This window comes from Stappia indica (genome assembly GCF_009789575.1).
In the GTDB taxonomy this organism is placed as follows: Bacteria; Pseudomonadota; Alphaproteobacteria; order Rhizobiales; family Stappiaceae; genus Stappia; species Stappia indica_A.
Genome location: NZ_CP046908.1, coordinates 1494777 through 1508315, shown reverse-complemented (window position 1 = coordinate 1508315; position 13539 = coordinate 1494777). Strand labels below are relative to the sequence as shown.

General features: G+C 68.0%; 11 protein-coding genes. 8 read left to right on the top strand and 3 right to left on the bottom strand.

From position 1 onward, the window contains the following. Window positions 1-57: 57 nt before the first annotated feature. Entirely contained in the window at window positions 58-729 is a 672-nt protein-coding gene (locus tag GH266_RS07115; RefSeq protein WP_158193273.1) for a response regulator, read from the bottom strand. Beyond that, entirely contained in the window at window positions 726-2876 is a 2151-nt protein-coding gene (locus tag GH266_RS07110) for a sensor histidine kinase (RefSeq protein ID WP_158193272.1), read from the bottom strand. Before GH266_RS07110 ends, GH266_RS07115 begins: the two co-directional genes overlap by 4 nt. Window positions 2877-3017: 141 nt before the next feature. Here GH266_RS07110 and GH266_RS07105 point away from each other — a divergent pair, with 141 nt between their 5' ends. The 4 genes from GH266_RS07105 to GH266_RS07090 all read left to right on the top strand — a co-directional run bounded on the left by GH266_RS07105 (window position 3018) and on the right by GH266_RS07090 (window position 7788). After that, window positions 3018-5333 (top strand): autotransporter domain-containing protein, encoded by a 2316-nt coding sequence (locus tag GH266_RS07105; RefSeq protein WP_158193271.1) that lies wholly within the window; start codon window positions 3018-3020, stop codon window positions 5331-5333. Between the two features lie 502 nt (window positions 5334-5835). Beyond that, entirely contained in the window at window positions 5836-6150 is a 315-nt protein-coding gene (locus GH266_RS07100; protein ID WP_158193270.1) for an NIPSNAP family protein, read from the top strand. A gap of 24 nt (window positions 6151-6174) precedes the next feature. Beyond that, window positions 6175-6954 (top strand): SDR family NAD(P)-dependent oxidoreductase, encoded by a 780-nt coding sequence (locus GH266_RS07095; RefSeq protein WP_158193269.1) that lies wholly within the window; start codon window positions 6175-6177, stop codon window positions 6952-6954. 21 nt (window positions 6955-6975) lie between these two features. Continuing rightward, a complete protein-coding gene (locus tag GH266_RS07090) occupies window positions 6976-7788 on the top strand; it encodes an SDR family NAD(P)-dependent oxidoreductase (RefSeq protein ID WP_199270468.1) in 813 nt (270 codons plus the stop codon). A 35-nt stretch (window positions 7789-7823) separates the two neighbouring features. Here GH266_RS07090 and GH266_RS07085 read toward each other — a convergent pair whose 3' ends face one another. After that, on the bottom strand, window positions 7824-8546 hold the full coding sequence (locus GH266_RS07085; protein WP_158193268.1) for a GntR family transcriptional regulator: 723 nt from the start codon (window positions 8544-8546) through the stop codon (window positions 7824-7826). A gap of 170 nt (window positions 8547-8716) precedes the next feature. On the opposite strand from GH266_RS07085, the gene GH266_RS07080 reads away from it, so the two are divergent. The 4 genes from GH266_RS07080 (at window position 8717) to GH266_RS07065 (ending at window position 13501) form a co-directional block, all read left to right on the top strand. Further along, window positions 8717-9838, top strand: a complete 1122-nt coding sequence (locus GH266_RS07080; RefSeq protein ID WP_158193267.1) for a C4-dicarboxylate TRAP transporter substrate-binding protein — start codon at window positions 8717-8719, stop codon at window positions 9836-9838. Window positions 9839-9878: 40 nt separating this feature from the next. Beyond that, window positions 9879-10361: a TRAP transporter small permease gene (locus tag GH266_RS07075; RefSeq protein ID WP_158193266.1), complete on the top strand. Its 483-nt coding sequence runs from the start codon at window positions 9879-9881 to the stop codon at window positions 10359-10361. After that, window positions 10358-11665, top strand: a complete 1308-nt coding sequence (locus tag GH266_RS07070) for a TRAP transporter large permease (protein WP_158193265.1) — start codon at window positions 10358-10360, stop codon at window positions 11663-11665. The genes GH266_RS07075 and GH266_RS07070 overlap by 4 nt, the downstream gene beginning before the upstream one ends. A gap of 318 nt (window positions 11666-11983) precedes the next feature. Next, a complete protein-coding gene (locus GH266_RS07065) occupies window positions 11984-13501 on the top strand; it encodes a FadR/GntR family transcriptional regulator (RefSeq protein ID WP_158193264.1) in 1518 nt (505 codons plus the stop codon). Window positions 13502-13539 lie beyond the last annotated feature (38 nt).

Sequence of the window (13539 nt, the reverse complement as noted above, 5' to 3'; positions counted from 1 at the left end):
GGCGCACGTCGCCAGGCTGTCGAACGGGCTCGCCGCGCGTTTCCAGCACCTTTTCGCTCAGGCGGAATCCGTGTCGTCCGCCTCGCTGCGGCCGGGCGACAGGCCCAGCATCGCCGCGTGCCAGGAGGCTTCGGCGCGCGAGGAAATGCCGAGCTTGCGGTAGATCGACTTGATATGCGTCGCGACCGTGTTTCCCGAAAGCGACAGCTGCTCGGACACGTCGACATTGCGCATGCCGCGGCCGATCAGGGCAAGGACCTCCTTCTCGCGCTCGGTCAGGCTTTCCTCCGGCTCGGCCGCCGGGCCGGTCAGCTGGAAATGCTCCATGATGCGGCGGGCGATGGCCGGCGACAGGGCCGGGATGCCGTCGGCGAGTTGCGACAGCTGCCGGACGATCATGGCCGAGGGCTGCTCCTTGAGCAGGTAGCCGTTGGCTCCGGCCGAAAGGGCGGCGACGATATGGACGTCGTCCGCCATGGCGGTTGTGACGACGCACAGCGTGCTGGAATTGCGCTGGCGCAGGGCGCGCAGCACCTCGATGCCCGACCCGTCCGGCAGGCGCAGGTCGATGAGCGCGACGTCGTAGTCGTGCCGTGCCGCGGCCGCCAGGCCGTCCTGCAAGGTGGCCTTGGCGTCGATCTCATGCGGGCCGGGGAAGGCCTCCCGGGCGACGTCCTGGAGCCATTTTCGGGCTTCGGCGAGATCCTCGACGATCAGGATCCGGGTCATCGCGTCTCCCCTTCGCAGAGCGGAAACCGGGCGCGGACGGTGAGGCCGGGATTGGCGTCCTCCAGCACAAGCGTGCCCTTCAGCGCCAGCAGCCGCGCCTCCAGGTTGGACAGGCCGTTGCCCTTTCCCCGGACGCCGGGGGCAAGGCCGCTGCCATTGTCGCTCGCCTCGAGATGGACGATGCCGCCGCGCATCCCGATCCGCAGGCGCATCGTGTCCGCGCCCGAATGGCGGATCGTGTTGCTGACGATCTCGCGCAGCACCGAGCGCAGGGAATAGGCGACATTGGGGGCGAGCGTGCGCTCGCCATCCTCGCATGCGTCCTGCCAGTCGAGCCGGATGTCGGCGGCGGCCAGCCGCTCCAGCGCCTCGACCTTGAGGTCTGCCAGCAGGTCGCCGATGGCCCGCCCGCCGCGCGCCGCGTTGTTGACGATGTCCCGCAGGTCCGAGATCGTCTCGCGGATCAAGGTGTCCTTGCGCTCGCGCCGCTCGCTGTGCAGCGCGGACAGCAGTTGCGCGCCCATGTTGTCGTGCATGTCGCGGGCGATGCGGATCCGCTCCTCGGCGGCGCCCTTCTCGTGCGCGTCGCGGCTGGCGATGGCATGGGCGAGCATGGCGTAGAGCTCGCCGGCAAAGCGGCGGTCCTGCGGGCTGAACAGGCGCCGGCCCGAATGCGCATGCGACAGCTTCAGGGGGACAAGGCCCGGCAGGCCGGGAAGCAGCAGCGACAGGCCGTCCTCGGCGATGGCCGGCTTCTCATCGGCGGGGGCCACTGCGGCGGACATGTGCAGCGGGCTGAAGGCGTCGCGCAGGACGTCCTGCCAGCGGCCTTCGCGGGAGGCGTCCGTCGTCAGGGCCACGTCGATGATCCGCGCGAACAGCTCCTCCCGGTCGATCTCCCGCCTCGGCAGCAGCCGCCGGGCCAGCCAGTCGCGAAACGGCAGGTAGAGGATCGCCACGGCCAGCAGCGACAGGGCGAAGGCCTCGGGACGATCCATCGCCACGACGGAGATCAGCGCCGCATCGACGAGGACGAGCAGCAGGACCGCGCCGAAATAGGACAGGATCGAGAAGGCCCAGCCTTCCAGCTCGAACAGGCGGTAGCGGGCAACGCCGGCAGCAACGCCGAGGAACAGCATGCCGAACAGGATGAAGGCATAGCCCTGCGAGATCGACGGCTGCATGCCGAACAGGTTCGGCATCAGCACGACGGTGACGAAGGTGCCGGCGCAAAGCCCGACGGACAGGGCGAACCAGCGGATCGCCGCGCGCGCCGCCGGGTCGTCGCGGCTCGCCCGGTATTGCAGCAGCGCGCCGAGCAGGATGCCCGTCATCAGGGTCACGGTGGGCAGATGGTGCCCTTCGGCAGGCCCCGGAAACCCGATCCAGGCCGTGTCCAGCGCCCATATCGCGCCGTAGACGGCCGGCAGCAGCCAGAGGGCGGAGACGGGAACGAGACGGCGCGGATAGGACAGGAACAGCGCCACCATGGCGACGCCGAAGGCCAGCGCGCCGAAATGGTTGGTGGCCGACAGGGCGCGGAACAGCCCGCCCGGCAGGGCGAGCTCGCGGGAGGAGTAGAGCGCGGCCGGAAACGCGGAGACGAGGATGCCGAGCCCTGCGAGCGCCAGCAGCCGTGCCGAGAGTTCGCCGCGGCGCAGGCTCCAGACCCAGGCCCCGACGATGACGCTGACGAGGCCGGTGACGATCTGCACCCAGAAGGCGGGGGGAAGGCTGGACAGCGGCCGCCCGGTCGCGGCCGTCACCTCGATGCGCAAGGGAGCGGTCCCGCCGGTCTCGATCGTCACGCTTGCGCCGGCAAGGGCTGCGTAAAGGTCGGCTTGCCGGCCGAAAAAGCGCTGCAGGGCTGCGTAGCTTTCCGCGACATCCGGCTCCTCGACCAGGTCGCCCGCCTCGAGCCCGATGCCGCCGACCGCCGCCAGCGGCATGCCCGGTTGCAGCGCGCCGGCCGCCGGGCCGTGCGAGGCGACGGTCTCGATCATCACCAGGCCGGCCGGCGCATCGGCGGAAAGCCCGATGCCGAGCCAGGGCTGGTTCAGCGCCGCGACCAGCACGAGGGCGGCGGCAAGCAGCCCGGCCGTCGCCGTAACGGCCAGCACCGTGAAGGGGGTCAGTCTCTTGATCACCTGATGTGCGTCTCCAGGCAACGGTTTATCACGCCTGTCCCGCATGTCGCTCACCTGTTCAGGTGATGCCGCGACGCCGCGTACTCCATTAGTTTGACAGGGAATTTTTCAATGGCATGTGTGTAAGAGGGTACGTTGGCAATGAGGGTTGGGAAATACAAGGGACTTTTTCAGTCGACCGCGCTGGCGTCCCTGTCGCTTGCGGCAGCCGCTCCGGTTTCCGCGCAGGACGTTGCCGACATCAACATGCTGAGCCCGGCGCATGTGATCCGCCTGTTCTACGGCGACCCGGACGAGCCCGGCTACAGCACCGGATTGACCGATCCGGCCCGCATCGGCGGCATGACGGCCGATGGCGCAATGTTCGTCGGCACGGTGTATCGCAGCTACGGAGACAGCATCGCCAGCGGCTTCGTCTGGACCGACGACGAGGGCGTGATGCCGGTCGGTGACCCGTCGATCGCCCGGCCGCTGAACGGGAGCCAGAACTACAACGCCAACGACATTTCCGCAGATGGCGGCGTCATCGTCGGCCGGGCGGCACCGGGCGTATCCGGCGGCGAGTTCGGCCTGCGCGCCTATCGCTGGACGTCTGCAGGCGGCTTCCAGCCGCTCGGGTCCATCGCGGGCAACACCAACCCGTTCTCCGAGGCGACGGCGGTCTCCGGCGACGGCAGTGTCATCGTCGGCTATGTCGGGGTGAACGGCGGCGAGGCCTTCCGCTGGACCGAGGGCGGCGGGATGCAGAGCCTCGGCTGGCTCGACGGCCGCGACACGTACGGCAACGATCAGGCGACGGCCGCCTCCTATGACGGCTCGGTGATCGTCGGCTCGGCGCTGTCGAGCAGCGACCGGTTCCAGGCCTTCCGCTGGACCGAGGACACCGGCATGGTGGCGCTGCCGACGCTTGCGGCCTACTCGGCGCCCAACAACACCGCGAGCGCGACCGACGTCTCCTGGGACGGCAGTGTCATCGTCGGCCATTCGCTGAACGGTTTTGCAGCCCAGGCGGTTCGCTGGGTCGATGGCGAGATCTTCTCGCTGGGCGGCCTGGACGGCGCGTCCAGCGTCCTGTCCTGGGCGCAGGCGGTCTCCGGCAACGGCGAGGTCATCGTGGGCAATGTCTCCAGCGGCAGCACCGGCCATGGCTTCCGCTGGACCGACGACGACGGGATGTTGACCGTCGAGGACTGGCTGCGCAACAGCGGCGCGACGATCGTGAGCAGTCTCCCCAGCGAGCCGAACCGTTCGGATATCACCCGGACCGCCGAAGCCACCAACGAGGACGGCTCGATCGTCATCGGCCTGACGCGCGATGACGAGCTTTATATCGCCCGCGGCAATGGCACAGGTCCCACCGGCACCATTACCACCGGAGGCACTGGCGGAACCGGAGGCACAGGCGGCACCGGCGGAACCGGAGGCACTGGCGGAACGGGTGGGACTGGCGGTACCGGCGGCACGGGCGGCACCGGAGGTACGGGCGGCACAGGCGGCACAGGCGGTACGGGCGGTACCGGAGGTACCGGCATCATCACGCTGCAGGCTCTGGGAAGCAGCCTCGGCTCGGCCGGCGCCACCAACACCATGGCCGTCAAGTCCATGGGCGTGATCGTCAACGGCGCGGGATCGCGTCCGCTCGACCGCCGTGCGCCGGACGGCAAGTTCACCATGTGGACGGGCGGCGACTGGGGCCGCGACGACCACGGCAGCCGAGACGGCAGCCTCGGGCTCGGCGAGATCGGCGTCGGCTACAATTTCGGCCCCGTGCAGCTGAACGGCGTTGCCGGCTATACCGGCGCCGAGCAGACGACGGTGCTGGGCGGTTCGAGCGAGGTGCAGGCCGGCTATGTCAAGCTGGAGGCGATCGGCCAGATCACCGGCGACGAGAACAGCGGCCTGTGGGGCGTCATGACCGGCACGGGCCTGTGGGGCAATGCCGACATCGCCCGCAACTACCTGTCCGGCGGCCTGGTCGACACCTCCACCGGCTCGACGGATGTGGAAGGCTACGGCGTTCGCGCCCGCCTGCAGTGGGAGAACCTGATCCCGCATATTTCTCCCTACGGCGAGCTGTCCTACGCCCGCACCTGCCTCGATGCCTATACGGAGACGGGCGGCGCCTTCCCGGCGGCGTTCAACAGCCTGTGCGATGCCAGCACCGAAATCCGCTACGGCTTCGATGCGCGCTATCCGCTCATGGAGCAGTTCCGCCTGATCGGCACGCTGGAGGGCGTCCACCGCTTCGAGAGCAGCGGGTCCAACGTCACCGGACAGGTGGTCGGTCTGGGGGCGTTCAACCTGGGTGCGGCGAAGTACCAGCAGGACTGGCTGCGCGCCGGCGCCGGCTTCGAGGTCGACGTCTCGGGCTCGACGCTGTCGTTGATGGGCAACGCCACCACCAAGGGCGAGACCGCCAGCGCGTGGGTCGCCGCCAACTGGCGCGTGACGTTCTGATCCGCGAACCGGGCCGGCCGTCCGGTTCCGGCCCGAAAGCAGCATGAGCCGAACTTCCGCCACCGCCCCGAACGACAGGTTCGAGGCGGTGGCGTTGCCGTTGCTTGGATGCCGTTGCGTATCGGGCAGGCCTGCGAGCGGGGGGGGCGGCAAACATCGCATGGCCGACAGTGATGCCCGCGCCTCGCGGCGCGCCTCGCGACGCGTCATGTCCGCTGCTCCCTGATCGGTTTCTTGCGGCCGGGCGATTGCGCGGTGCGCCAGCAGAAATCCCAGCAGCGACAGGCACCTGAACCCTTCGCAAAGGGCGCTCCGGCAGCCGCCGAGTGGTCCGATGGACAGACCAAGCCCCCGGTCGCCGTATCCGAACGCCCCGAGTAACACTGCCCTTCGGCAAGCAGGTGCGCCTGCAGGCTGCGGTCCGGCATTTCCGTTCCGGCCGGCTCGGCGTTGCGCGCGCCTGCCGGATCGCGGGCGGCCAGCGCGAACGACGAGGGCGAGGATGATCTACGAGGAACGCACCTATTCGCTGGTGCCGGGCAAGGTCGGCGACTACCTGGAGCGGTTCGAACGGGACGGCCTTGCCATCCAGACGCGCTTTCTGGGCGACCTGAAGGGCTATTTCACCACCGAATCCGGGGCGCTCAACCAGGTCGTCCATATCTGGCGGTTCGAGAGTTTCGAGGACCGGGCGCGCCGCCGCGCGCAGCTGTGGAGCGATCCGGAGTGGATCGCCTATGCGGACGGCGTGCTGCCGCTGATCACGGCCATGGAAAACCGGTTTCTGCAGCCCACGCGCTTCTCGCCGATGATGTGAAGACCCCTTTGGCAGGACACAGGAATGTACGCTTCATTTGACGGAAAGACCGCAATCGTAACCGGCGGTGCGAGCGGGATCGGGCTTGCCTGCCTGCAGGTGCTGGCGGAGGAGGGGGCGCACGTCGTCTGCCTCGACAAGAGCCTGCCGGATGCGGCTGCGCTGCCGAAGCGGACCCGCTTCGCCGAGATCGACGTGTGCGATCGCGCGGCGATGGACGAGCTGGCCGGAACGCTGGCCGGCGAGGGGCTCGAGGTCGACTTTCTGGTCAATTGCGCCGGTATCGTGCAGTCGCCGCACCGGCCGGCGGAGCTGACCAGCGAAATGTTCCGTCGGGTGCTCGCGGTCGACCTGGAAGGCACGTTCAACGCCTGCGCGGTGTTCGGCACGCGGATGGCGGAGCGCAGGACCGGCGCCATCGTCAACATCGCCTCGGTGGCCGGCATGCGCTCGATGCCGCTGCATTCCTATTCGCCGGCCAAGGCGGGTGTCATTTCGCTGACCGAATGCCTTGCCGCCGAATGGGGCCGTGCGGGCGTGCGCGTCAACACGATCTCCCCCGGCTACACGCTGACGGCGGCGCTGCAGTCGCAGATCGATCTCGGCAATCGCGACCCCAAGCGCCTGGCCGACAACTCGTGCCTCGGCGAGATCATCCGGCCCGGCGATATCGCCTCGGCGGTGGTGTTCCTGCTGTCGGAGAAGGCGTCGATGATCACCGGCATCAACCTGCCGGTGGATGCCGGCTGGCTGGCGGCCGGATCCTGGCACACCTTCGGCGGCGTGCGCGACAGTGCCTCGTGAGCTGAACGAGGGAGCCGCATCGTGAGCGCCATCTGGGATTTCAGCGGCCGCAGGGTGCTGGTGACGGGCGGGGCGAGCGGGCTCGGACTTGCCGGGGCGCGGGCCTTTGCAAGGGCAGGGGCGCGTGTTGCCATCGCCGACCTCAACCGTGACGCGGCCGCGCAGGCCGCAGAGACGCTGGGCGAGGGGCACCTGGCGCTTTGCGGCGACGTCTCGGACGAGACCGATGTCGCGGCGATGGTGGAGGGCGCCGAGAGCGGCCTCGGAGGCATCGACATCCTGGTGAACTGCGCCGGCATTCCGGACGTCTTCAAGCCGACGGTCGAGCAGGACTATGCGCAGTTCCGCAAGCTGGTCGAGATCCATCTCGGCGGAACTTATCTGGTCACCAAGACGGCGGGACGCGGCATGCTGGCGCGCGGGCGCGGCGCGGTGCTGAACATCAGCTCCATCGGCGGGGTGATGGGCCTGTCGCCGCGCAATGCCTATAGCGCCGCCAAGGCGGGCATCTCGATGCTGACGCGCACGCTCGCCTGCGAATGGGCCTCGCAGGGCGTGCGGGTCAACTGCATCGCGCCGGGCTATATCGTCACGCCGTTCTTCGAGCGGCTGGTGGCGGAAGGAAAGCTCGACGCGGAGCGGATCGTGCGGCGCACGCCGATGGGCCGGCTCGGCCGCGCATCGGAGCTGGTCGACGCGATGCTGTACCTGTGTTCCGACAATGCCTCGTATGTCGCCGGCGTCACGCTGCAGGTCGACGGAGGCTACATGTCCTGGGGCGCTGCCTCGGACGCCTATGCCGGCCCCATCGACGACGGCCTCGTGCCGTCATAACAAGACCAGGCAGATCCGGCCCGCCCTTCAGCCCGTCAGGCTCCCGACGCGGCGAGGGCGGGCTGGCGCGAGGCCTGGATGATCTCCGGCCACTTCTGCCCGACGATGGCGCCCGCCTCCAGCACATGCTCGCGCATCAGCATTTCCGCCCGCGTTCCCTGGCGCGCGAGGATCGCCTCGACGATGCGCTCGTGGTCGAACTGGGACCGGCGCACCACGTCGCGCGAGCCCCAGTAGACGATGCGGTTCGAGGTGAAGGGCATCTCGTGGCAGGAGGCGACGAAATCGGGAAGCTTGGGATTGCCCGACGCCTCCAGGATGGCCGCATGGAAGGTGGCGTTCATGTCCTGGTAGGGGGCATGGTCGGCCGGGTCCAGCTGCTCCGCATCGGTGAGGGCGCGGCCGGTTTCCACGCACTCGACGAGCACGTCGCGCACCTCCGGCGAGACGCCGTATTCGGCAGCCAGCCGGCAGGCGAGCCCCTCCAGCGTGGCGCGGATCTCGTAGCCGGCCAGCACGTCCTCGACCCGGATCTCCCGCACCCAGTAGCCGCGGTTCTGCTCGTACTTGACCAGGCCCAGCTTGGTGAGCGTGCGCAGGGCGGTGGCGGCCGGCGTGCGCGAGACCGACATCAAGCGGGCGACGCTCGTCTCGGTCAGCCGGGCGCCCGGCTCGATCTCCCGCGACACGATGAGATCGCGCAGCTTGGCGACGACCGCGTCGGACAAGGTCGGCAGGTTCTGGTCAATCTGGCGCATCTCGCTGTCCCCGTTTGGCGGGAGTATAACGCGTTTTGCCATTATTGCATGCAATTGGTCTTCTTCTCTGGCCAGAGCCTCCCTTGTATGTCAGTTGATGACAAAGCATGCGTTTAATTGCATACAATGAAGCCGGAAACCCCGGATCGCGAATTCGTTGGGAGGACCATATGAAGAAGCTGGCAGTATCTCTCGCACTGGCCGCGGCCGCTGTCGCCGGCCCGGCTGCAGCGGACCAGACCGTCACCACGAGCGTTTGGCTCGGCCCGCAGCATCCCGTCGTGTCGGGCGGCTACCAGCCCTTCGTCGAGGCGGTCGGCGACAATGCCGAGGCCGGGCTCGACTTCAACCTGCTGCTGGGCGGCTCGCTGCTCGGCCCGAAGGCGACGCTGTCCGGCGTGCGCGACGGGGTAGCCGATATCGGCTTCGTGGTCATGTCCTATCACCCGGCGGAGTTTCCGCACGGGGCGCTGTTCGGCGATCTCGCCATGCGCGCCCGCGGTCCCTACACGACGGCAGCCGCCGTCACCGAACTGACCATGCTGCACTGTGCGCCGTGCCAGGAAGAGTTCAAGCGCAATGGCGTCGTCTACACGGGCAGCTACTCGACCACGCCCTATTACATCATCGCAAAGCAGGAGCTGACGACGCCGGAGGACCTGAAGGGCCTGCGCATGCGCACGCCGGGCGGCGCCTGGGACCGCTGGGTGTCGGCGGTCGGCGGCGTGCCGGTCAACGTGCCGGCGAGCGAGGTCTACGAGGCGATTTCGCGCAACATCGTCGATGTCGGCCTGCTGCCGATCGGCGACTTCAAGTCCTACAACCTGTTCGACGTGGCGACCCACGCGACGATGATGAGCGTCGGCACGTTCTATTCGAACATCACGATGGCGCTCAATCCCGACTTCTGGGGCGGGCTGAGCCCGCAGCAGCGCCGGACGATCCTCGACAATGCCGCCCTTGCGGTGGTCGGCGTCGCGGACGACTACGTCAAGGCGGATGTGGAGGCGGAAGCCACCGCGCGGGAAGCGGGCGTGCAGTTCGTCGAGCCTTCCGAGGCGCTGGTGGCGCAGATGAACGACTTCCGCGAGACGGACATGGAGACCGTGCTCCAGCTTGCCCGCGAGCGCTACAAGGTCGAGGACCCGGAAGGGTTGATCAAGACCTTCAACGAGTTGCTCGACAAGTATGACGGGCTGTTCGAGGGCAAGCAGGACGACCTGCCGGCGATGCTCGCCATCGTGAAGCAGGAAATCTACGACAAGGTCGACGTGGACAGCTACGGCTTCTGAACGCCGGCAATGACCGAATGAGGCGAACGGAACCGTGCCGATGGTGCAAAGACTGGATACCGTGCTTGCAGCCATCGGTGCGGCTGCCGCCGCCCTCATGATGCTGCACGTGGTGGCGGAGATCTTCTGCCGCAACGTGCTCGGCATCACGCTTCCGGCGACGCTGGAGATCGTCTCGCTCTACTACATGCCGGCGCTGATCTTCCTGCCGCTGGCCAGCGTCGAGAAGATGTCCGGGCATATCGATGTCAGCTTCGTGCAGGAGGCCTTTCCCGCACCCGTGCGGCGGGTGACGGAGGTCGCCTCGCTCACTGCCTGCGGCCTCGTCTACGGGGCCATGGGATGGGTCGGCCTGCAGGAGGCCATGGCCAAGTTCCGCATCCGCGAGTTCCTGATGGGCGAGGTGGCGGTGCCGCTGTGGCCGGGCCGCTTCCTCGTTCCCATCGGGTGCTTCGCCATCGCCGCGGTGATCGCCGTCAAGCTCGCGATCCTCTTTCGCTCCCGCAAGAACGACGCAAGATGAGCCCTCTCGAGATCGGTTATGCAGGCGTGCTGGCGCTCGTCCTGCTGATTTTCCTTCGCGTGCCCGTTGCCATCGCCCTGATCCTGCCGTCCATCGTCGGCGTGTGGGCGATCATCGGCTCGAGGGCATCGTGGGGCCTGCTGCGCTCGACCCCTTACGAGATCGGCGGGAACTGGTCGCTCAGCTCGATCCCGATGTTCCTGCTGATGGGCTATGTCTGCTACCACGCCCGCCTGACCGACGGGTTGTTCAAGGCCTCGCGCGCCTGGCTGAGCGCGTTGCCGGGCGGGCTCGGCATCTCGACCATCGCGGGCGCTGCCGTCTTCTCCGCCGTGTCCGGCTCGACAACCGCCTGCGCTGCCGCGATGGGGCGCATCGCCGTGCCGGAGATGATCAAGGAGCGCTACAATCCGGGCTTTGCCGCCTCGATCTGCGCGGTCGGCGGAACGCTGGGCTCGATGATCCCGCCCAGCATCGTCATGATCATCTACGGCACCTTCGCCGAAGTGCCCATCGGCCAGCTGTTCATCGCCGGCATCGTGCCGGGTCTGCTCAGTGCGGCGATGTTCTCGCTCGTCATCATCCTGATTTCCTGGCTGCGGCCTGACATCTGCCCGCCGAGCAACAGCACGATCACCTGGGGCGACCGGTTCCGGGCGCTGGGCGACACGTGGCCGGTGGTCCTGCTGATCGCCGGCGTTCTGGGCGGCATCTTCACCGGCACGTTCAGCGCGACCGAGGCGGGCGCGGTCGGCGCGTTCTTCGCCATCGTCATCGCCCTGGTGCGCGGCAACCTGACCGGCGCGATCCTGACGACCGCGATGATCGAGACGGCGCGCATGACGGCGACGATCCTGATCATCGCCATCGGCGCGGCCCTGTTCACCCGCTTCCTGGCGCTGTCGGGGGTGGCGACGCATTTCTCCGAGCTTGCGATCCTGTATGCCACCAGCCCGCTGGTGCTGGTGATCGGCGTTGCGCTGGTCTACCTGCTGCTCGGCATGTTCCTCGACCCGCTCGGGATCATGCTGCTGACGCTGCCCTTGTTGCTGCCGGCGTTCAATGCGGTCGGGATCGACCTGATCTGGATGGGCATCCTGGTGGTGAAGTTCCTGGAGATCGGGCTGATTACGCCGCCGGTCGGGCTGAACCTCTTCGTGATGCAGGCCATCGTCGGGCGGGAAGCGTCCATCGACCGGATCGCCAAGGTGCTGGTCTGGTTCATCCTGGCGGATCTTTGCACCATGGCGCTGCTGATCGCCTTTCCCTCCATCGTCGGATTCCTGCCGAGCCTGCTGGGGTGAGACGGGATGGCGGTGCGCCGGCAAAGGACGGCAAGGCTGGTCACACGAGATGACCAATCCGCCGGCGGGCGCCGGAGCGGAGCGCGCCATCTGCCGCAAGTGCCTGAAGAGGCAAAGAAAAAGACGGCGCGAGCAGAACGCGTTCAGCATGGCCAGGTTGTAGCCCGCGGTTTGATTCGCGGGGGGTAATTTGACAGGGTTCTAACGGCCCGACGGGCCCGGTCGCCGTGTGGAAAAAGCGGCCGGGGGAGGAACCTTAGGGCAAGTCCGGACCCCGGCGGGGGCAGGGCCGGTCAGACTTGTGGGGAGGAGTTTGGCATGAACGAAATGCTGGATCTGAAGCTGGTTCTCCTGCGCGGAGAAAGCCAGGGTCCCATCGAGATGGACGGGCTCGGCCGCTCCAGCCGGTTGCGCATGCAGCTGCAGAAGAAGTCCGAACTCTCGGACCGGCTGGCCGTCAACCTGCTCGGGCTGATCGCCGACGGACGCCTTGCCCCCGGTGCGCGCATTCCCCCCGAGCGACAGATCGCCGAAACCCTGTCCGTCAGCCGCATCTGCGTGCGCTCGGCGCTCGACCGGCTGAAGGAGAACGGCTACATCGAATCCGTGCAAGGGGCGGGGACGCGGGTCGTGCGCTCGTCGGAAAAGCTCGACCAGCTCTATGCGGCGAACCTGGAAAACGTCAACGATCTCGGCAATTTCTGCGCCTATCTCGACGAGTTCCTGGCCGAGTGGGTGGATCTGTCGGAACAGGCGGCTGAGGTCGCCGCCATCCTGCAGCCGTTGCTGGGGGTCGCGCGCTCCTCGCGCCGGTTCGATCCCGAAACCGAATACCGGGTGCGCTGCCAGTTGGCGCGCGCCTCGCGCAGCCCCGGCCTTGAACTGCTGCTGCGGCGAATGGCGCGGGGCTATCGCTGCTACTACAACTCTGTCCCGCCCATCGACCGCATCGCCGACCAGCTGGCGGAGGCGGCCGGCGCCATGGTCGTGGCCGCCCGCGCGGGCGACAAGGCGGCGCTGGTCCTCGCCATGCGCGACTACAACCGCATCATCCGCACGGCGGTGATCGCCGGTGCGGGCGGTCCGGCCCGGCGGGCGGCCGACACGGATCTCGTGCTGCGGGAGCTGAGCGCCCACCAGCCGGAAAAGCTCAGCGACATCATCGCCCGCGAGATCGCAGGCATGCTGGCGCGCGCCGAAGGGCGCGAGGAGGACGTGCTGATCGGCGAGCGTCGGCTGGCGGACGTCTTCGGCGTCAGCCGCGTGTCGATCCGCCATGCGCTGCAGAAGCTGAAGGAAGACGGCATCGTCACCTCGCGCGAGCGCTTCTGGACCCGCGCGGCCAAGGGCGACGAGGAGGCGGTGAGGGAAGCGCGCGACTGTTTTGACGCCAGCGTCCGCGAGTTCAAGCTGCTGTGCAACCTGCGCCACTTCCAGGAGGTGTGGGCGGCCCGGCGTGCGGCGCGGCATGCGAGCGAGAAGGACAAGGCGGACCTGCGGCGGATCCTTGCCGAGATGCGCCGGCCCATCGACTCGCTCGACCGCTCCATCGATCTCGACCTCAACCTGCACCTCACCATCGCCCGCTCGGCCGGCAGCGCGCTGCATTTCTTCGTCAACGAGGTGCTGCGCGGCACGGTGACGAACTATTTCGTCTACACGCTGAAGCATCCGGACCTGCGCGGTCCGCGCGAGGTGCTGCTGAAGCAGCACGAGGCCATCGTCTCGGCGATCCTCGCCGGCGACGAGGACGGCGCGCGCGATGCGATGGAGCGCCATGTGCGCTTCTTCCAGAACAACTACGATGCCTACATGGTGCGTTCGTCGGCGGCCTGAGGCAGGCTTCGACCGCAGCCGAAAACGAAAACCGGACC

Bases quoted from the DNA above. Each gene is read 5' to 3' on its own strand.
- GH266_RS07115 (WP_158193273.1), bottom strand. From the start codon at position 729: ATGACCCGGATCCTGATCGTCGAGGATCTCGCCGAAGCCCGAAAATGG.
- GH266_RS07105 (WP_158193271.1), top strand. From the start codon at position 3,018: ATGAGGGTTGGGAAATACAAGGGACTTTTTCAGTCGACCGCGCTGGCG.
- GH266_RS07100 (WP_158193270.1), top strand. From the start codon at position 5,836: ATGATCTACGAGGAACGCACCTATTCGCTGGTGCCGGGCAAGGTCGGC.
- GH266_RS07095 (WP_158193269.1), top strand. From the start codon at position 6,175: ATGTACGCTTCATTTGACGGAAAGACCGCAATCGTAACCGGCGGTGCG.
- GH266_RS07085 (WP_158193268.1), bottom strand. From the start codon at position 8,546: ATGCGCCAGATTGACCAGAACCTGCCGACCTTGTCCGACGCGGTCGTC.
- GH266_RS07080 (WP_158193267.1), top strand. From the start codon at position 8,717: ATGAAGAAGCTGGCAGTATCTCTCGCACTGGCCGCGGCCGCTGTCGCC.
- GH266_RS07075 (WP_158193266.1), top strand. From the start codon at position 9,879: ATGGTGCAAAGACTGGATACCGTGCTTGCAGCCATCGGTGCGGCTGCC.
- GH266_RS07070 (WP_158193265.1), top strand. From the start codon at position 10,358: ATGAGCCCTCTCGAGATCGGTTATGCAGGCGTGCTGGCGCTCGTCCTG.
- GH266_RS07065 (WP_158193264.1), top strand. From the start codon at position 11,984: ATGAACGAAATGCTGGATCTGAAGCTGGTTCTCCTGCGCGGAGAAAGC.